Source organism: Mucilaginibacter sp. FW306-07-L (genome assembly GCF_058782065.1).
Window position 1 is genome coordinate 1720506 of record NZ_JBYSXI010000001.1, and the last position, 20687, is coordinate 1741192.

12 protein-coding genes are annotated in these 20687 nt (G+C 43.7%); 9 read left to right on the forward strand and 3 right to left on the reverse strand.

Translation table 11 applies throughout. The features are described 5' to 3' along the window. Positions 1–158: 158 nt before the first annotated feature. A complete protein-coding gene (locus AC3WJC_RS07685; RefSeq protein WP_492398490.1) occupies positions 159–2105 on the forward strand; it encodes a sialate O-acetylesterase in 1947 nt (648 codons plus the stop codon). A gap of 95 nt (positions 2106–2200) precedes the next feature. Here the strand turns inward: AC3WJC_RS07685 and AC3WJC_RS07690 are convergent, their stop codons facing one another. Beyond that, a complete protein-coding gene (locus AC3WJC_RS07690; protein ID WP_492398491.1) occupies positions 2201–3103 on the reverse strand; it encodes an alpha/beta hydrolase in 903 nt (300 codons plus the stop codon). An 817-nt stretch (positions 3104–3920) separates the two neighbouring features. Between AC3WJC_RS07690 and AC3WJC_RS07695 the strand changes: the two genes are divergently transcribed. From AC3WJC_RS07695 to AC3WJC_RS07720, 6 genes are read left to right on the forward strand one after another with little or no spacing between them, the layout of a single operon-like run. After that, positions 3921–7103 carry a SusC/RagA family TonB-linked outer membrane protein gene (locus AC3WJC_RS07695; protein ID WP_492398492.1) on the forward strand — a complete coding sequence of 1061 codons (3183 nt, stop codon included), beginning with the start codon at positions 3921–3923 and terminating at the stop codon, positions 7101–7103. Between the two features lie 12 nt (positions 7104–7115). Then, a complete protein-coding gene (locus AC3WJC_RS07700; RefSeq protein WP_492398493.1) occupies positions 7116–9023 on the forward strand; it encodes a RagB/SusD family nutrient uptake outer membrane protein in 1908 nt (635 codons plus the stop codon). 34 nt (positions 9024–9057) lie between these two features. Next, positions 9058–12087, forward strand: a complete 3030-nt coding sequence (locus AC3WJC_RS07705; RefSeq protein ID WP_492398494.1) for a SusC/RagA family TonB-linked outer membrane protein — start codon at positions 9058–9060, stop codon at positions 12085–12087. A gap of 21 nt (positions 12088–12108) precedes the next feature. Continuing rightward, positions 12109–13869: a RagB/SusD family nutrient uptake outer membrane protein gene (locus tag AC3WJC_RS07710; RefSeq protein WP_492398495.1), complete on the forward strand. Its 1761-nt coding sequence runs from the start codon at positions 12109–12111 to the stop codon at positions 13867–13869. A 35-nt stretch (positions 13870–13904) separates the two neighbouring features. Continuing rightward, positions 13905–14879 (forward strand): DUF5627 domain-containing protein, encoded by a 975-nt coding sequence (locus AC3WJC_RS07715; protein WP_492398496.1) that lies wholly within the window; start codon positions 13905–13907, stop codon positions 14877–14879. 24 nt (positions 14880–14903) lie between these two features. Next, entirely contained in the window at positions 14904–16589 is a 1686-nt protein-coding gene (locus AC3WJC_RS07720) for an endo-1,4-beta-xylanase (protein WP_492398497.1), read from the forward strand. A gap of 87 nt (positions 16590–16676) precedes the next feature. On the opposite strand, the gene AC3WJC_RS07725 is transcribed toward AC3WJC_RS07720, so the two are convergent. After that, positions 16677–17480: a 3-keto-disaccharide hydrolase gene (locus AC3WJC_RS07725; protein ID WP_492398498.1), complete on the reverse strand. Its 804-nt coding sequence runs from the start codon at positions 17478–17480 to the stop codon at positions 16677–16679. A gap of 120 nt (positions 17481–17600) precedes the next feature. Further along, on the reverse strand, positions 17601–18509 hold the full coding sequence (locus AC3WJC_RS07730; protein ID WP_492398499.1) for a hypothetical protein: 909 nt from the start codon (positions 18507–18509) through the stop codon (positions 17601–17603). 132 nt (positions 18510–18641) lie between these two features. Here AC3WJC_RS07730 and AC3WJC_RS07735 point away from each other — a divergent pair, with 132 nt between their 5' ends. Continuing rightward, on the forward strand, positions 18642–20099 hold the full coding sequence (locus AC3WJC_RS07735) for a rhomboid family intramembrane serine protease (protein WP_492398500.1): 1458 nt from the start codon (positions 18642–18644) through the stop codon (positions 20097–20099). 11 nt (positions 20100–20110) lie between these two features. After that, on the forward strand, positions 20111–20683 hold the full coding sequence (locus tag AC3WJC_RS07740; RefSeq protein ID WP_492398501.1) for a hypothetical protein: 573 nt from the start codon (positions 20111–20113) through the stop codon (positions 20681–20683). Positions 20684–20687: the final 4 nt, after the last annotated feature.

Genomic DNA, 20687 nt, shown 5'->3' on the forward strand with positions numbered 1-20687 from the left:
CTACGGGTTTAATACATAGTTACTGTTAAGGAGATGCCTTTTAACAAAAGTTGCTGCAATTTAAACAAATATGCCATCTGTGGATTTGTGAAAAATTAACTTTATACAAGTCCATTTGCCGAAAACAGGGCTGTGCATTTCACTAACAATTCATACCAATGAACTATTGCAAAACCTATTATTTCCTACTCTTGCTGGCGCTTATTCAGATATCTGTTTTTGCTCAGGTCAGGCTTCCGCAATTGATAAGTAACGGCATGGTTTTGCAGCGAGATAAACCAATCAGGATATGGGGTTGGGCATCGCCCGGTGAAATGATCACGGTTGATTTTGTTAATCGTACCTATCATACTTCGGCAGATAAAGATGGTGTGTGGCAGATAGACATCAAGGCTATGAAAGCGGGCGGCCCTTACATTATGAAAATAGATGCCAGTAACCATTTATCAATAGAAGATATTTTGATCGGTGATGTATGGTTTTGTGCCGGGCAGTCAAACATGGTTACACCGATGGAACGTGTAAAAGAAAAATATCCGGACGATATCGCGTCAGCAAACTTTCCGCAAATACGTAATTTTTTTGTACCTACGGCAGCCGATATCTCGTCGCTCCATAATGATCTGCCCAAGGGAGAATGGAAAAAGGCTGACCCTGTAAATGTGATGAACTTTGGAGCGGTGAGCTACTTTATGGCCAGGCAACTTTACCTTAAATACCATGTACCGATCGGTATTATTAACTCAAGCGTAGGCGGAACACCCATTGAGGCCTGGATGAGTACGGGGGCATTGAAGAATTTTCCGAAGTTTATACAACGCCTGAAAAATCTGAATGATACGCTGGAAAGAAAAACTTTAAAAAAAACAAAGCAATCAGCTGATAAACAGCAGGTAAAAGTTAGTGATGAAGGGTTAATCTCAAAACCAACATGGTACGATACTGCATTGGTAACTGAGGATTGGAAAAGGTTTTGGCTTCCCGGCTATTGGGCTGATCAGGGCGTACGCAATTTGAATGGCGTTGTTTGGTTCAGAAAAGAGATTGACGTGCCGGCAGAAATGGCCGGTAAGCCCGCTAAATTATTCGTGGGCCGTATAATTGATGCTGATGAAACCTATGTGAACGGTATAAAATTAGGAGGTATCTCTTACCAATATCCGCCGAGGCGTTATAATATTGCGGCGGGGATACTGAAGAGCGGCAAAAATTTAATAGTAGTACGTGTAACCAGTTACAAAGGTAAAGGCGGGTTTGTTCCGGATAAGCGTTACGAACTTACAGATGGTGTGCATCATATTGATATCCGGGGTGATTGGTTGTACAAAGTGGGGCAGGTATTTACACCACCCTCAAGCGGGATGCATGATGCGGCGAAGGGGTTCTCTGCACAAAATGAACCTACGGGCTTATTTAATACCATGGTATATCCTGCCACCAACTATGCTATTAGGGGAGTGGCATGGTATCAGGGTGAGAGTAGTGTTGGCAATACCGAATATGGACAATTACTCAAGCACTTATTTAATGATTGGCGCAGCTATTGGAAAGATGAGCGATTACCCTTTATTATAGCGCAACTGCCCGGGTATGGAGATGTTGAATATTCACCGGCCGAAAGCTCATGGGCAGTGTTACGCGAAGCACAGCTACAGGCACTTGCTTTAAATAACACAGCTTTAGCCGTAACCATAGATGCGGGAGAATGGAACGATATTCATCCCTTAAATAAAAAGGATGTTGGCGAACGTCTGGCGCTTGCCGCGCAAAAAATTGCTTACCATGATAAAACGGTTGTAAGTTCAGGGCCATTGTTTAGCACTGCCGTAATTATAGGTAACCGGATCGTTATATCATTTACAAATACAGGCGGCGGGTTGATCATCAAAAAAGGCAAAAAGTTAAACCATTTTGCTATTGCCGGTGCTGATAAGCGGTTTGTATGGGCGGATGCTGTTATTGATGGCAAAAACGTAATTGCCTCCAGCCCTGATGTTGCTGAACCCAAATATGTAAGATATGCCTGGGCTGATAACCCAGATGGCGCTAATTTATACAACCAGGAAGGCTTGCCTGCATCACCATTCCGTACTGATAATGATTGATGTGATTAAAGCTGCTTAAAATCTGGTAATTATGATATTTAAACTATTAGGTGGTTTAAGCCGGTATAACTCATACGTGGTTTAAGCCGACCTCATTAGTCATGTTTGGCATCCTCGTAGCTGTAACCGGCAAAACTCTTCGTATCAACAGGTTTAAATATGAGTTGCGAAAACATATATAGCCCGTTCTTCCAAATTTTAAAATCATGCCCTCCAGGTTCAATGTAATAAATATGCGGCACCTTTTTTTCGGTAAGGTATGCATGTGTACGTTGGCTGTATGATAATAAACCGTCACTTGAACCACAGGATATCCATAATAGTTTAAGCCGTTTTTTAGCTAATTCAGCATCCGGAACAAGCTCTTCGGGTTTTCGTGTATTAGGAGCAGGCGAGAAACTGCCCACCCAGGCAAATTTATCAAGGTTGCCCAAACCAAAGTTAAGTGCCTGGCCACCGCCCATTGATAGCCCGGCAATAGCGCGGCTTTCGCGTTTGGTGTTCACAGCATAATTTTTTTCTACATAAGGTATCAGGTCATTTAACAGGTCTTTTTCAAAAGTGGCAAACGCGACAACCTTATCAGGTGCCATAATGTTACCGGTAGCGCGGTCGTCTTTCATGGCACGCCCGTTGGGTAATACCACAATCATGGCAGTTAACTTATGTTGCGCATACAGGTTATCCAAAATAACCTGCGGTTTACCACCGTTAAGCCATTCTTTTTCATCTCCCCCTATACCATGCAGTAAATAAAGCACCGGATATTTTTTTGTTTTACTATAACCCGGAGGCGTATAAACCAATGCTTTTCGCTCAGTACCCACAGTTGTTGAAGGGTAGATGATGGTATCAATTTTACCATGCGCTATGTTTGGTTGCAGATCATCAAACCCTGCCGGCGCTTGTTTCACTATGGTTTGCGCATAAGTAAATGTTACCGGTAAAAATAAGTTCATGCAAACTAATAGGGCGGTAAGTCGGGATACTTTTTTCATAATTAAATGTAATTTATAGTAGGTGTATAGCGGTATTGGCGTGTAGCAAAGGTTATATAATGTGAAGATTAGCTATCGCATAATTATCCTGAATTTATAGTACAAATGTTAACTTATATAAAGTGTTAAAGTTAAATTTTAGTTCAATAGTTAAAATTAGTATAACAGCATCGTATTATCTGGCAGTTAACATAAGTGCTATTTTTCTAAACATTTATAGAGTACTACCCACTCGTTTGGCGATAGCTTCGCTTTTGTAAACTCCTTAGGGAACCTGAATTATTGTTTCTTATACAATTATCTGAACTAACCATTATTTAAGGCGCATTCATTCGTGCAGCAATAAATTGTTGAACGCTATTGTAAAAGTATATATCGACATTACTATATCGCAACTGCCTTACTAATCGGCTACAGATCATTGATCAGAAGCTTTATAAACCTGTATAAATTTTTTTAATGAATACCGTACTGCAATGCCTGTAAATAGGGTGTGTTGCATAAAGCAGCAGCCAGTTTAATTAACAGCAAAACCAATTACACAATCATATAACCATTTAACACATGATAACAACTTTACAAAATCGGGGGCATCCTCGTAAGCCGCGTTATTTATACCGTATCGGGTATTGAAGTTGCACATCCGCCAATTTAATAAACCCACTAACCATCAATAATCAAAACCAAATTATGAAAAGAACTTTACTGCACGCCCACAGGGAAAAATTTGAGTATTCAAGCTATTTTATAAATGGAGTTTTCGGCCTGAAATAAGGATGGTGTTTGGCAATATGCTATAACCTTAAAAAATATTTTTATGATGAAAACAAATACCAAAGTGCATACAAGCAATGGCCGGTATTATCGCCATTGCCGCCCGGTCAATAATATTTTTTTAACAATTCTGGTGCTGATCTCTCTTATACAAGTAGCAGGTGCACAAGTACAACGTACCATACGAGGGCAAGTGTTTGACCAGCAAAAAAATACTGTAATAGGTGCAAGCGTAACAGTTAAGGGCACTAAAACAGGTACACAAACCAACGCCAAGGGAGAGTTTACCATTAAGGTAAGCGGCAATTCGCCAATTTTGGTGATCAACGTAGTAGGCATGCTTACCGAGGAGGTAAATGTTGCAGACCGGGATTACGTTGTAGTTAACCTGAAGGACAACGTTTCACAGCTTAGCGAAGTTATTGTAAACGTAGCTTACGGGCAGCAACGTAAACAAAGCGTTGTAGGTGCCATTGTGCAAACCGATAGTAAAACGCTTGAACGTACGGGTGGTGTTTCAAGTTTAGGTGCCGCTTTAACCGGTAACCTGCCCGGTGTGGTTACTACTGCAAGTACCGGTATGCCCGGCGAAGAAGACCCACAGATTTTAATACGCGCACGCAGCACCTGGAACAACGCCAGCCCGCTGATATTAGTGGATGGTGTTGAGCGCTCCATCAACAATATCGACATCGGTTCAGTAGCCTCAGTATCCGTACTCAAGGACGCATCAGCAACAGCGGTTTTCGGTGTGCGTGGTGCCAACGGGGTAATATTGGTTACTACTAAAAGAGGTAAAGAGGGCAAGGCCGAAATAAGGGCATCTGTAAACACAGTGATGAAATCGGTATCAAAACTGCCTAATAAATACGATTCGTATGACATGTTCAAGATACGTAACCTGGCTATTGAGAACGAACTGTCGTTAAGGCCAACCGCATGGAACGATTACATGCCGCAAGACATCATTTCAAAATATCGCTTTCCGGAAAATGAGATGGAGCGTGAGCGTTATCCTAATGTTGACTGGGTGAGCACCCTGTTCCGGGATGAGGCACTGTCATATAACGCTAACCTGAACATTGCAGGCGGTACCAAATTTGTTAAATATTTTACCAGTGCCGATTATCAGACAGAAGGTGACCTTTTTAAAACCTTTAACAGTAACAGGGGCTATACCGCGGGTTATGGCTTTAATCGCCTTAACATACGCAGCAACCTTGATTTTCAAATAACCCCATCTACAACACTGCGTGCTAATATAGCCGGTTCAAGAGGGGTACGCCAAAGGCCCTGGATCAATATAAACGAATATAATACCTGGGGGGCTGCTTATTACACCGCACCTAACCTTTTTTTGCCTCAATATAGTGATGGCACATGGGGCTATTACGCCCCCAACACCGGGCAGGGTACCAACTCGGCACAGATATTAGCAACAAGCGGATCAGAGATACTGACAACCTCCAGGATAACTACTGATTTTACCCTTGAGCAAAACCTGGGCGCGTTGCTTAAAGGCCTCAGCGTAAAGGGAACCTTATCAATTGATAATACCTTTATTGAAAATAACAGGGGTATTAATGATGCTAATAATCCTACGCAGAGAAAATACATAGATCCGCTTACCGGAAACGTAAGTTACGCGGTTGATAAGGACCCGAGTACACAATTCGCCTTTCAGGAGAGCGAACGCTGGCTTGCCAGCGCGGGCGCTGTTGACGATGGTGCCACACAGCGCAGGATGTTTTCGCAGGTACAACTGAATTATCTTGCCAAAATAGGCACTAAGCACGATGTTACCGCTATGGGGCTCTGGAATCGCGACCAGACAGCCAGGGGCAGCGTAATACCATCATACCGTGAAGAGTGGGTTTTCAGAACCACGTATAGCTATGCCGGTAAGTACAACTTTGAATATAACGGTGCTTATAACGGGTCTGAAAAATTTGCACCTGATTACCGGTTCGCATATTTTTCATCAGCCGGGTTAAGCTGGATGTTGTCTGAAGAAAAGTTTATGAAACCTTTAGGGTTTATAAGCATGCTTAAACTCCGCGGTTCATACGGAACCATAGGCGATGACAGCGGTTCGCCGAGGTTTGCCTACCTTTCTGAGTGGGCATTTGGCGGCAGAACCCGCCTCGGAACATCAGGCATACCTGCTGAGCAGAGCATATATAACTGGTATAGGCAAACAACCGTTGGAAACCCCAATGTACGTTGGGAAAAGGTTGAAAAGTCAAATATCGCGGTAGACTTTAGTTTATTTAACGATATGCTGACTGGTAGCGTTGATTTTTTCCGTGATAAACGTACTGATATTTTGAGCTCAGGCGCAAACCGCGCGATCCCGTCATATTACGGTGCTGTGGCACCAACAGCTAACAAGGGTAAAGTAAATGCCAGCGGCTACGAGGTTGACCTGAGGTTTAACAAGCGTTTATCGCCCAATTTACGTTTATGGACGAACATAAACTTTACACATGCCGAGAATAAGGTAATTGAAGCAGATATACCTGAACTATTGCCTGATTATCAAAAAACAACAGGTAAGCAGATCTTTCAAACCAACTCTTACGTTAGCGCCGGCTATTATAATACCTGGGATGAATTATATGCCAGCACCGCGCATGCCGATAATGATAACCAAAAACTACCGGGCAATTATTACCTGATAGATTATAATGCCGATGGTGTAATTGATGCAAGCGATAATATACCATACGGCCACACAGGCAATCCGCAAAATACGTATAACGCTACCATCGGTTTCGACTGGAAGAACTTTAGTGTTTTTGCTCAGTTCTATGGGGTAAACAATGTAACACGCCAGGTTGTGCTCACCACATTTGGCTCGCAAAATACTATAGCGTTTAACGAGGGTAGCTACTGGTCAAAAACCAATATTAACGGTGATGTGCCTATACCACGCTGGGCATCAACGCCAAGCGGCTACCAGGCTGCTGACAGGTATATGTTTGATGCCTCGTACATCAGGCTTAAAAATGCGGAGATAGCCTATACATTTAATCAAAGCTGGGTAAAGCGTGCGGGCATGTCAAGCCTGCGTCTATTTCTCAACGGTAATAACCTTTTTGTTTGGACAAAGATGCCCGATGACCGTGAATCAAACTTTCAGAGTGCGGGTGGCCAGGCCTGGGCTTCGCAGGGGGCTTATCCAACCATCAAGCGCTATAACATCGGCGCAAACATCACCTTCTAATTGCAAATTGTTATGAAAAGAATAATAAGAAATATAGTGTTATGGGGAACAATTTCGTTTGTGAGCGGAACGCTTTCTTGCAAAAAATATTTAGATAAAAGTCCTGAATCCATCATATCCGAAAAAACAGCATTTAAAGATTTTACCAACTTTCAGGGTTATACAGAGGAACTTTATAACTGCATCCCAGATTTTACCAACCGCTACTGGACAAATAGCTGGAACTGGGGTGATGATGAGATACAGTCATCGGCACTTAACTTTCACTTTGTAAACAAAATTGATAATGGTGACTTTTGGGGCTGGCAACGCGAGTTTGACGGCTGGGGAGCAGGGTGGATGGATGTGAATAACGCCAATACCAATGACGACCGTTTTAGCAAGGGCCTATGGCCATTGGCCTGGTACGGCATCCGAAAGGCTAACCTCGGGCTGGAAAACATGAACCTTTTAACTAATGCTACTGATGAAGAGCGCAACCTGATAAAGGGGCAACTATTGTTTTTCAGGGGGTGGTTTCATTTTCAATTGATGCAATACTTTGGTGGCTTACCTTATATTGATCAGGTATTACCGGCAGATCAGGACTTGAGATCGCCAAGGCTAAAGTATCAGGAGTGCGCCGAAAAGGCTGCTGCCGACTTTAGGGAGGCCGCCAACCTGTTGCCTCTAAATTGGGACAATACCGGCCCTGGTGGCAGAACGCCAGGCAAAAACCAGTTGCGGATTGATAAAACTATGGCGCTGGGTTACCTGGGTAAAAATTACCTGTGGGCGGCCAGTCCGCTAATGAACTATGAGTCAACCGGCAGCCGTACTTATAACGTTGAGCTTAGTAAAAAAGCGGCTGCCGCCTTTGCCGAACTGTTAAGCCTGAGCGAAAGCGGCCAAACGCCTTACAGGCTGCTGCCATTTGCTAAATACTATACCAATTTTTACACCTTCGGCCAAAACTGGCAAATGCCCGGCGGCAGCGGATCAGATGGTTTGGAGGCCATATTCAGGGGGCCGTATTGGGATGCACATGGCTCAACCTACGGTACCGCGAAGCAATACACCCCAGGGCCGGTTATTGAAGAGGGAAACGTGGTATTTACGCCTACAGCCAACTACGTAAACAATTACGGGATGAAGAATGGCTTACCAATAACCAACGCGACGCAAGCCGATGCGGAGTCAGGCTACGATCCGCAGTATCCATGGCGCAACAGGGACCCCCGGTTTTATAACGACATTGTGTTTGACGGGATAAAATTGGTTAAAGGCTCACTGCCTTCAAGCGTTCCGGAATTTAACAGGTATGCTAACCTGTATACCGGCGGCAGTTGCCGCGACGAACGTGTGGGCAGCAGAACAGGCTACCTGTTATACAAATTCACGCCGATAACCTCTAATAAATTTGATCAGGGCTATGCTTACGGCCAAAACCTTAACATCAAAGTGCCTTATATGAGGCTGGCTGATATTTACCTGATGTATGCCGAAGCGGTTACCGCCGGCTATGGTTCAGCCGCTGCAAAAGATCCGGCGTATGCCAAATCAGCGGTTGACGCGATCAATGTGATACGTGACAGGGCAGGAGTAGGCCATGTAGCCGCAAGGTTTTTAGGCTCGGCGGATGAGTTTATGAAAGAAGTAAGGCGGGAACGCGCGGTTGAGCTATCGTTCGAGGGGCACCGGTTTACTGACCTGCGCCGTTGGTTACAACTCATCGAGCTACCCTATACCTTAAAAACATCATTAGAGTTTGACAGGGCTGCGGTGCTTGATCCGTCAAAGGACCCTAAGGATAATAGGGTAGTTAACCTGCGAGAGCGAACCATATTGCAAAGGCCATTTAGCGAGAAACACTACTGGCTCCCTTTAAAGCGTGCTGATGTAAGCATGTATGCTGAATTTAAACAAAACCCGGGTTGGTAGCGCATTGATCTGCACATTATTAAACACATTGACAATGAAGTATTCAAAAATAGGAATGGTATTGTGTGCTCTGTTTGCGCTTATTACAAGCACCATAAGGGCACAGGATACAGCCGCCATAAAAATAAACGTAACCGTACGCGGATTGCGCAACGCGCCTGTTAAAGGAGCTAAAGTAAATAATAAAGCGGGCACCAAAACAACCAGCACCAATAGCGCGGGCGAGTTTTCAATGGAGGTTGCACCCCTTACATTGCTTACAGTAACAGCAGACGGGTATAAACCACTGCCGGTAATTGTTACTGATACCTTAAAAACATTAAACCTTGCAGAGGATGAGCAACTGGTACAGGTCGCCTTTAAAAAGGTTTCTGAAAAGGATCTGCTTGGCGGTGTTTCAACCGTTGATCTTAAATCGGTATTTGAAAAAAACTATTTAACCTATGCCTTGGACGGGATGGAGGCGCTGGCACCAGGCTTTCACGGTAATATATGGGGTATGGACAGCTACCTGGTGCTGATTGATGGTGTACCCCGCGAGGTAGATAATGTTATGCCTTCAGAAATAGATCAGGTTACATTTTTAAAAAGCGCCTCGGCCGTAGCGCTTTATGGCAGCCGCGGTGCAAAAGGCGTATTATTAATAACTACCAAGCGTGGCAATAACAGCGGGCAGCAAATAAAAGTACGCGCCAATGCCGGTCTAAATGTTCCGAAAGGGTATCCAAAATATCTGGGCTCGGCGGAGTATATGACCTTGTATAACGAAGCCCGGCAGAATGACGGATTGGGGGTTTTATACTCCGATGAAACCATTTACAACCATGCATCAGGTACTAACCCGTACCGTTATCCTAATGTTGATTTTTACTCGGCAGACTATTTAAAAAGCAGCTATGCGCGATATGATGTAACCACCGAAATTACGGGCGGCAATGAGCGTGCGCGCTACTATACTAACCTGGGCTTTTGGTCTGCCGGTTCACTGCTTAACTTTGGCATGGCTAAAAATAATAATACTAATGATAGGTTTAACATACGTGGTAATGTTGACGTTAAGCTTAATAGCATACTTAAAGCCACTGTTGATGCAAGCGCTGTATTCTACAGCGGCCAGGGTGTAAATACCGATTATTGGGCAAGTGCCTCAACCATCAGGCCTAACCGCTTTACGCCGCTTATCCCTTTAAGTTTTATTGAGCAGAGCGATGAGCCATCGCAAATAATAGCGAACAGCAGTGCCAACATTATTGACGGCAAGTACCTATTGGGTGGCACACAACTTGATCAAACCAATCCCTTCGCGGCAATATATGCCGGTGGCAACACCAAATTCGTAAGCCGCCAGTTTCAGTTCACAACGGGTATAGAGGCTGACCTAAAAGGCTTGTTGAAGGGGCTGACCTTTAATGCCAGCATGGGTATTGATTACCTGAACAGGTACAACCAGGGTTATAATAACGGTTATACTATTTATCAGCCCAACTGGACAACATATAATGGTAAAGATGTAATAAGCTCGTTAACACCGTTTGGTACCGATACCCGGTCAGGCATCGAAAATATATCAGATAGCTGGTACAGGCAAACCATATCCTTTTCCGGCCAGCTTAATTACCGTACAACCATCAGGGAAAACCACAACATCTCAGCCATTCTTATGGGTGCCGCTTACCGCCAGTCACAATCGGAGATCTATCAAAATGTAACCAATTCAAACTCAGGGTTACAGCTATCCTATAATTATAAGCAAAAATACTATGCTGATTTTACCGGCGCGCTGGTATATTCTCCTAAATTTTTGGATGATAAAAGTTACGGTGTTTCGCCAACCGTATCACTCGGCTGGAGGCTCAGCGAAGAGGGATTCCTGAAAAATGCTTCGTTTATTGATAATTTAAAATTAACCGCATCGGCAGGTATATTGGTTACTGACCTGGATGTTGCTGACTATTATCTTTATCAGAGTATATATACCCAACGCGAAGGTTCATACTACAGTTGGAATGATGGAACGCTGGCCCAAACAACTGATTCGCGCCGAGGAAGCAATCCTAATTTGACATTTGCCAGGCGTAAAGAAATAGCCCTGGGTATTGATGGCGCTTTTTTCGGTAACAAAATACAATTATCAGCCAATGTGTTCAGAAACGAGCTGGTTGATATGGCTACCCAAAGTACCTCGTTATTCCCCAGTTATTTTTCGGTGTTTAACTCATCGTTCATTCCGTACGTTAATTTTAATGGCGATCAGCGTACCGGCTTTGATCTGGATCTGCACCTCAACCAGCGTACAGGAGAAGTAAACTGGACAATTGGTGCCATTGCTACTTACTATAGCACAAAGGCTACCAAACGTGCGGAATATTATACCGACCAATATCAGTATCGCCAGGGAAAGCCGCTTGACGCGCTGTGGGGTTTACAAAGTAATGGCTTTTATATGGACGCTGCCGAAGCCGCCGCCGCCAATAGCGGAAATGGTGTGCCTCAGCCCGCTTTTGGGCAGGTTAAACCCGGCGACATTAAGTATAAGGACATCAATGGCGATGGTATTATTAACACGCAGGATGAGGTTTACCTGGGTAAAGGCGGCTGGTATGGCTCTCCGCTAACGCTTGGCCTTAACCTCACTGCAAAATGGAAGGGTTTTACATTTTTTGTACTGGGTACCGGGCGGTTTGGTGCAAAGGCGATCAAAAATAACTCTTATTTCTGGGTAGACGGTCAGGATAAATACTCAGAGGTGGTACGCGGGCGCTGGACAGAGGAAACCAAAAATTCCGCCACATTCCCAAGGCTGACAACGCTTACCAGCGATAACAACTTTCGCAATTCTGATTTTTGGATATTCAGTACCAACCGGCTGGATTTAACAAAAGTGCAGATATCATACAACCTTCCGGAAGAGATACTGAAGGGTAAGCTGCTTAAAAACATAGGTATGTATGTGGCAGGTTTCAACCTGCTCACTGTTGCCAAGGAAAGAAGATTGATGGAAATGGTAATAGGTGGCGCGCCCCAAACCAGGTTTTACAACCTCGGTGTAAAAGCAGGATTTTAAGGTTGATAAATGATTAACGACATGAAAAAAATTTCACTACTATTTATAACGCTTCTTGCCTTGTGTGGCTGCAAAAAGTTTGTGGAGCCCGCGCCTCAAAACAACGGCAAGTTTGAAAATATATACGATGAGCCGCTTTTGGCGCATGGGCTGCTGCTAAATGGCTATACACGTATCCCGACTAACGGATGGTCTTTTAGCGATGTGGCTACTGATAACGCCGTTACCAATGATGTAAATAGCGGGCTATCAAAAATTGCAACCGGGCAATGGACGGCCAGCTTTAACCCGCTTGACCAGTGGACAAACTCAAAGGCCGCCATTCAGTACCTGAATATGTTTTTGACAGAGGCTGATAAGGTAACATTTGACACGGCCGACCCTTTGTTAAACACCATGTTTAAAGACCGCCTGAAAGGCGAAGCCTATGGTTTACGTGCGCTTTTTATGTTTTACATGCTACAGGCGCATGGCGGTAAGGCCGGGGGAGAGTTATATGGTTTTCCGTTGGTTTTACAACCAGAAACCCCAACTTCAGACTTTGACCAACCCAGGGCAACGTTTGAGAACTGCATGAAGCAGGTATACAACGACCTTGACCAGGCAGAAGAGCTGCTTCCGCTTGATTACAAGGATATTTCATCAACATCTGATATTCCGGTGAAATACAACGGAGTAGCTACCGAAACCTACAACAGGGTGTTTGGTAAATTATTTGCCCAGCGGATGACAAGGCGCATTGCGAAGGCCATACGTGCCAGGGCGGCTTTAATGGCGGCAAGCCCTGCCTTTGCCGAAGGTTCAACCACAACCTGGGAAAACGCCGCTAATTACGCTGCTGATGTACTGGATTTGAACGGTGGTGTTAATGGTATTGCAACAAACGGATTTACATGGTATGCCGGCGGCAGCGGAAACCAGATTGATGGCTTAGCCTCAGGCGCTAACCCGGCCGAAGTTATGTGGCGTACGTCCATTGGGCAAAACAGTGATCTTGAACTGGATCATTTTCCGCCTACCTTATCGGGCAGGGGCAGACTTAATCCCACTCAAAACCTGGTTAACGCTTTCCCTGCTTTAAATGGTTATCCGATATCAGATGCGAACAGTAATTACACCGAGGCAAACCCTTATACTAACCGCGATCCACGTTTAACTGCCTACATTATAGTTAATGGCAGCACGGCAGGGCCTTCATCATCTGTTATATATACCGCGCCGGACAGGAACACCAATGACGGGCTTAACAAGGTAGAAACATCAACACGTACCGGTTACTACATGCGCAAGCTTTTACGGCAGGATGTTAACCGTAACTCAAGTTCTATCAGTAACCAAAAACACTATGTACCACACATACGGTATACAGAACTATACCTTATTTATGCCGAGGCAGCCAACGAAGCATGGGGGCCGCTGGCTACGGGCGGGCACACCTATTCAGCGTATGATGTTATCAAAAAAATAAGGCAGAGAGCGGGTGTGGGTTTAAATAATGGAGATGCTTATCTCGAATCAATAAAAGGTGACAAAGCGGCCATGCGTACGCTCATCCGGAATGAAAGAAGATTGGAGCTTTGTTTTGAAGGTTTCAGATTTTGGGATCTGCGCCGTTGGAATGCTAATTTGAACGAACCCGCAACGGGTGTAAATATTACGCAAAACACCTATACGCCAATTACGGTTGAGCCCCGTGCATTTGCAGATTTCATGCATTATGGCCCGGTGCCGTACAGCGAAATATTAAAGTTCAGAGCCCTGCAGCAAAATAACGGATGGTAAACAAAGGCTTATAACATTATTTTAAAAAATTGAACATGAAAAAATTAATAAATATATCTCTTATCACACTGCTTGCATTTACCTCGTGCAAAAACAGTGATTGGGATTTTCCGGATTATGGTGTACAGGCAGTATATTTTGCCTATCAGTATCCGGTACGTACCATTACGTTGGGCGAAGATATTTTTGATACCTCGCTTGACAATCAGCACAAATGCCAGATAATGGCTACTACAGGGGGCGTTTATTCAAACGAGCATGATGTAATGATAGGGGTTATTGTAAATAATTCACTCACTGATGGGCTGAAGTTTAACCCGCCCGATTATAGCGGCGATGTTTTACCCATGCCTTCCAGTTATTACCGCCTGGCATCGGATAGAATAATTATTCCAAAAGGTAAAATTGCCGGCGGCGTTGAGGTACAGCTTACCGACGCTTATTTTGCTGATCCGCTATCTACAAAAGTTACCTATGTTATCCCGATAACTATGACAAACGTAGCCAATGCCGACTCCATTTTAAGAGCGAAGAATTACACCTTATATGCCATAAAATATATTAATATGTGGACAGGCAACTACCTGCGCAGGGGTAAGGATATAATGGAAGCCAAAAATGGCAATACCGAGCTGAACAAAACTACTTTAAGACATAATCAATATGTTGAACGGGATGAAGTAAAGGCATTAACCACTCAATCGCTCAAGCAAAGTGTTTTCCAGGTGGTGTATAAGGGGGCAGGTAACGTTGATGTAAATTGCCCGTTACTGTTAACTTTTGATGATGAAGGTAATAGTACCATATCAGCAGCGGCAAGTGGCTTTACGGCCACCGGCACCGGCAAGTTTATTAAAAAAGGCGAAAAGAATAGCTGGGGTGCTACTGACCGCGATGCGCTGTACTTAAACTACCGTGTAGAGTTAAGTGATATGCGGGTTACTACTACTGATACGCTGGTATTGCGTGACCGTGGGGTTAAAATGGAAACCTTTAACCCCGTTAAATAACACTTACCCTTAGATCAAAACATAATGAAACAGTTTTTTAAACTAACACTGATCTTTGCCGGGTCGGTAATATGGAGTTCATGTACAAAATATGAAGCACTGGAATATCAGGTTGCAAAGCCTGCCTCATTTGTCGGGCAGGAGCAGATAGATGCTTATGAACCTCTAAAATCATACATCAACAGGGCAGCTAATCCGGGTTTTAAATTAGGAGCGGCCGTGTCATTGAACGATTATAGCAGTAAAGGCGTTATGTACCGCCTGGTAAACTCAAATTTTGATGAGATAACTCTTGGTTACGAGATGAAACATGGTGCAGTAGTTCAGGCTAACGGCGAGCTATCCTTAAAGCCGGTAACCAACCTGATAGACATCGCTACAAAAGCGGGTATTACTGTATACGGGCATACGCTGGCCTGGCATACTAACCAAAATGCCGCTTATTTAAGGGGGTTAATAGCACCAACGGTTATACCATCAACCGGCCAGCCGGGCTGGGAGCTGGTTACCGGTGCTGATTTTGAAACAGATAATGCACCAAATTACCAGTACACCACAACATTAACCGCCGGTTTTACAGCAGCGGGCCAGGGGGCTAACGGAACCGGCAGGGCAATAAAGCTTACCAATGAAACTGTTCGTGCTAATGATTGGGAAGCGCAGTTTTTCCTGAAATTTTCTCCGGCGGTGGTTGAGGGCGAACAGTATGAACTGAGTATGCAGGTGCGTGCTGATGCAGCGGCATCATTTGGTACACAGGCGCATACAGTGCCCTATAGCTATAAGCATTGGGAGTTTTTTGGTACCATTGAGGCAACAACCACATGGACAACCTATACCAGGCGAATAACAATTACTAAAGATATGGCAACCAGCGGAGCCATCGCCTTTAACATGGGCAAAAACGCAACTACTTATTATTTTGATAACATAACGCTAAAAAAATACAACGAAAAAGGGGGCGAGATCATCGTAGAAAAAACGCCCGAAGAAAAGCGAACCCTTATAACGCAGGCTATGGAAAACTGGATCAAAGGGATAGTTACCGCTACTAAAGACCATGTAAAGGTTTGGGACGTGGTAAATGAACCTATGGACGATGGCAAACTATACGAGTTAAAAACCGGTATCGGGCGTACGCTGGCTGCCGATGAATTTTATTGGCAGGATTATATGGGTAAAGACTACGCGGTTAAAGCTTTTCAACTGGCCCGGCAATATGGCAATGCTACTGATATTCATTTTATTAACGATTATAACCTTGAATACAGCCTGGATAAATGCCGTGGTTTAATAGGATATGTTAAATACATTGAAAACCAGGGTGCTAAAGTTGATGGCATTGGTACGCAAATGCACATTAATGCTGATGCCGACAGAAATAAAATTGTTGAAATGTTTAATTTACTCGCCGCAACCGGCAAACTCATCAAAGTATCTGAGCTGGATATGGGCATAGCCGGTGGTGTTAAAACCCCACAGGCAACCCCGGCGGATTATGCCGCGCAAAAGGATATGTATAAATTCGTGATCGATAAATATTTTGAGATCATTCCGAAAGCGCAGCAATACGGTATTACTATCTGGAGCCCGCTGGATAGTCCGACCAGTTCATCCTGGCGTGCAGGCGAACCTATAGGCTTGTGGACGGAAGGGTACATCAGGAAACCGGCTTATATAGGCGTAATTGAAGGCCTCCAAAAGAAATAGATTTTTAAACTGATCACGGCACAGAATATTTCGATATTCTGTGCCTTTTTTTATCTGAATATTCAACGGTACATCTGCATACGCGGATTATTTATTACCCGGCAGTACCTTTATTTCAATGTTTCTGAAATCTACAGGTTGGCCTTCGCTTTGTAAAGCGATAAAACCGCTGGTTAACGCTTTGCCATCCTGCTTGTATTTTTTATCATAGCCATTGGCAACGCCGCCGCCAATGGTCGGGTTTGAATATTGTAGCACCGTATCGCCGTTAATAACATGCGTTATCTTTTTATTGCCCTCAACAATCAGTTCTCCTTTTACCCATTGGTCGCCATCGTATGTTTTTGAGCTTGAGCTGATGCAATGATCGCGGGAAACTTCGCCTTTGTAAACCACATCAGTACCCGGCGAACACATGTTGCCCGTTGGCCTTGATCTTCCATCGCCTAAGCCGCCTAAAAGTTGCATTTCAATGGATATTGGCCAATCCTGTTCCTTTAAAATCGTTCGCGGGTCCTGTGAGTGAAACATTACGCCGCTGTTAAGCAGCGTGTAATCAGGCGCTCCCTTTTGCAGCTTGCCAACAAACCGGTACTCAAACCGCAAATGGTAATGTGAATAGGGCGTTTTATAGTACAAATGGCCAAACTGATCGTTAAAATCGCCATACTGGTCGTACCTTATTTTAATGATCCCATCCTCAACACGAAAGGTGTTACCATAATTAACATTTACATCGTGATGATGAATTTTAACTATCCAATCTTTGGTATCCTTACCATTAAATAATGTTTTCCATCCGTTATTATCAGAGCCCGCCATTTTGGCTCCGCCCGAACAACCACAAAAAAGCGCGCAGCATAAAACTATGGCATAGTATGTTTTGATCATAGCAATCAGGTTGAGTTTATAATGGCGTAAGTTAAAGTTTGAAATGGAGTCAATCAAACTTTTTAAGAAAGATGTTTAGATCGGTTAAAAAGCCATAAAAACTTTGCCTGTATATTATTTTTATATCGACCGCGTATTATACCGCCCCTTGTAAAACCGTATCAGTCTTTCTAACGGCCCTTTATTAATATTAAATTCAGTTATATCAATGTTCTCCAACCCGCCCGGATGTTGAAAATTGAGTATGTACTGGGTGCCCCTGCGCGGCCGAACAATACTTTTTACCTTTACATTGTATATAACATCCCAGTTAAGAAAGCCGGTTGCTTTACTGTAAAAGCCTTTGTTATTAAGAATTAATTGCGGCTCTTTGTTTATCATACGTTTAACAGCGATGAAGATCATGGCCGTAGGAGCTAAGGCGATTACTAAGCCTACAATATACAGGTATGCGGAATGATCTCCTTTGCTTACAAAATAAACCAGCATGATGCCTGTGCCAATTAAAAACAGACCGAAGATTATTCCGGCGATCTGTTGCGCTTTTGAGAAATAGATGATAGTTTCAGCCGAAATAGTGGGGTCGTCAATAAATACTTCCGGAAAATCAAAGCGGTTCTGCAATTCACGCCATTGTTCCCTTTCTGCGGCTGAATGGATCTGCAGCTTGTCCATTACGGTGCCATAGGCAGGGCATAGGTTGGTTTCTGAAGCCATTATCTTTAATTCATGCACATTATCAACATTATCAAAGGCCCATAGCTTCCACCGTATAGTGCGTTTGCTCCAGAATAAAAACGGAAGAAAAAAGAACACCACAAAGCAAAACAGCATAACTCCGCCAAACACCAGCCATACCCCACGTGTAAACGGCGGCCCGTCCATCAGCGCCATCACGAAAAGCGCTATAGGAAACAAAAAAAAGAACAGGCCGACTATCATAAATATACGTGGCAACAACAGCATCTGGCGGCCTTTGGCTATGGCTTCATCAACTGATATCAGGCTGGTTTTCTGGTAGGTGCTCATTGGTTTTGTTGTACTATAACGGGCATAGCCCGAAACGGTTTGTAAGTTGTGCACATAACGTTAAACAACTTATCAGTGTATGATGTTAAGTGTTGATAACAACAAGGCCCTTACACACCTGTAACCTATAACATGGATAAACCATTGACCACCATCTCCTTAACAGGATTAAGTTCTAAAGAAGCTGTAGTATATCTATTTGAAACAGCGAAAACCTTGGGATGGCGTATCCGTTTTATATCTGATGCCGGTTTGATCGCCTATACTGATAATGGCGAATTTTCATGGAACGGCGAAGTTACAGTAACCATAAAAGGCGAAGCAGCCAGTATAAAATGCGTTCCGTTGTCGGCCATGGTAAATGATTTTGGGCATGCCGATAACGCGGTTAAGCAATACGTAACAACTTTTCAAGAAGTTAAAGGCAGTTTTACTGATGATGAAATACGCCAACTGTATAAGGATTACGAAAAGGACTTTATGCACCCGTATGAAGATACCTTAAAACCCAACACTCGGCCCGAATTTAGTAACCTCACCAGTTTTTGGTCGTATTTCAAACCTTCAAAAAATTATTTCTTTACGCCGATCATTGTTTTGATCAATGTACTGATCTATATCATCATGGTTTGCAGCGGCATGTCCGTATTTGACCCGGATGCCGAAAGCATGTTGGGCTGGGGCGCTAACTCAACTATTACTACCCTTACCGGGCAATGGTGGCGGCTGCTCACCAGTTGTTTTATCCACTTTGGCCTCATTCACCTGTTACTTAACATGTACGCGCTCGTGTTCGTAGGTTTTTTATTAGAGCCTTTTGTAGGTAAAACCAAGTTTATAGTAGCTTATATTTTAACGGGTATAGCCGCCAGTATTATCAGTCTTTGGTGGCATGATTATACGGTTAGCGCGGGGGCATCGGGCGCTATATTCGGGCTATATGGCGTGTTTTTGGCAATACTAAGTACCAACCATATTGAACGTTCCATGCGCAACGGGCTTTTAGCCAACATTGGCATGTTCGTGATCTATAACCTGGTTTACGGCAGCATGAAACATGGTATTGATAACGCGGCACATATTGGCGGGCTTTTGAGCGGTATTGTTGTCGGTTTTATGTTTTTACCGGCGTTAAGAAAGCCGGATAACGGTAAACTCAACAATCTTACGATTGCCGGAACAATCGTCATAGTTGTCATAGGTTCAATATTTGCTTGCGCTGTTATGGCCGGTAATGACCGTGTTGTGTACTTTAAACGTATGGAAAGCTTTTATAAGCTGGAGGAGAAAGCGATTAAGGTAGTAGAAGATAAACAGAACGCTCCGGCTGCCGAATCACTCCCTGCTTTAAAACAAGGCATGGCGTATTGGGAACAAGGGGTTAACCTGATGCGGGAATTAGACCGACTGGAGCTATCGCAAAGTATACATCAAAGAAATGGATTGTTGATAAAGTACTGCAGGCTGCGTGTAAAAAGCTATCAGTTAATGCAGGATGCCGTTCAGCAGGATATATCCGCGGATAAAGCGGCGGTACAGAAAGTAAACCAGCAGATACGACAAGTGTTAGATGAGTTATCTGCAATATGAAATTAAGGTAGATGGACAGCAACCGTAAGTATTGCACGCAGGACTTTGTATTTAGCAAGGTGATGATGCGCCCCTATTACAGCATTTATTTGATTGCTGCTGTTGCCGCGGTTGTTGCCGGTTTGTTTTTTATTGGGGTAATACGTCCGTTGTTTTTTCGTGGCGGCCTGCCGGTTTCCCTGGGTGTTATGATATTGGTGATGATGCTTATCATCAAAACACAAACTAAAACTGTGGTAATTTATTTTGACCAAAAATCGATGTTTATTACTAAAACCGATGGCCAATTTGAAAGACTGTTGCAAAAAGATATAGCAGGCATTTATATGCATGATTACAATACAAGCAAAAAATCGCAAGTATTATTAACCATCATATTAACGCACGGTAGGAAGATCAATCTTACAGATGGCGATTTGTTTTTAAAGGAAGACAAAGAGAAGCAGCAAATGCTAAAGCAATTTTTTAACGCGGCAATAAAGCGCCTAAATCTGCAATTTTTCAATAAGAATAAATGGCGCACCTTACAAGGCATTGGCGCGAATTTATACATACCGGCAAGCAGGGTTCAACCCAATAGTTAGATGA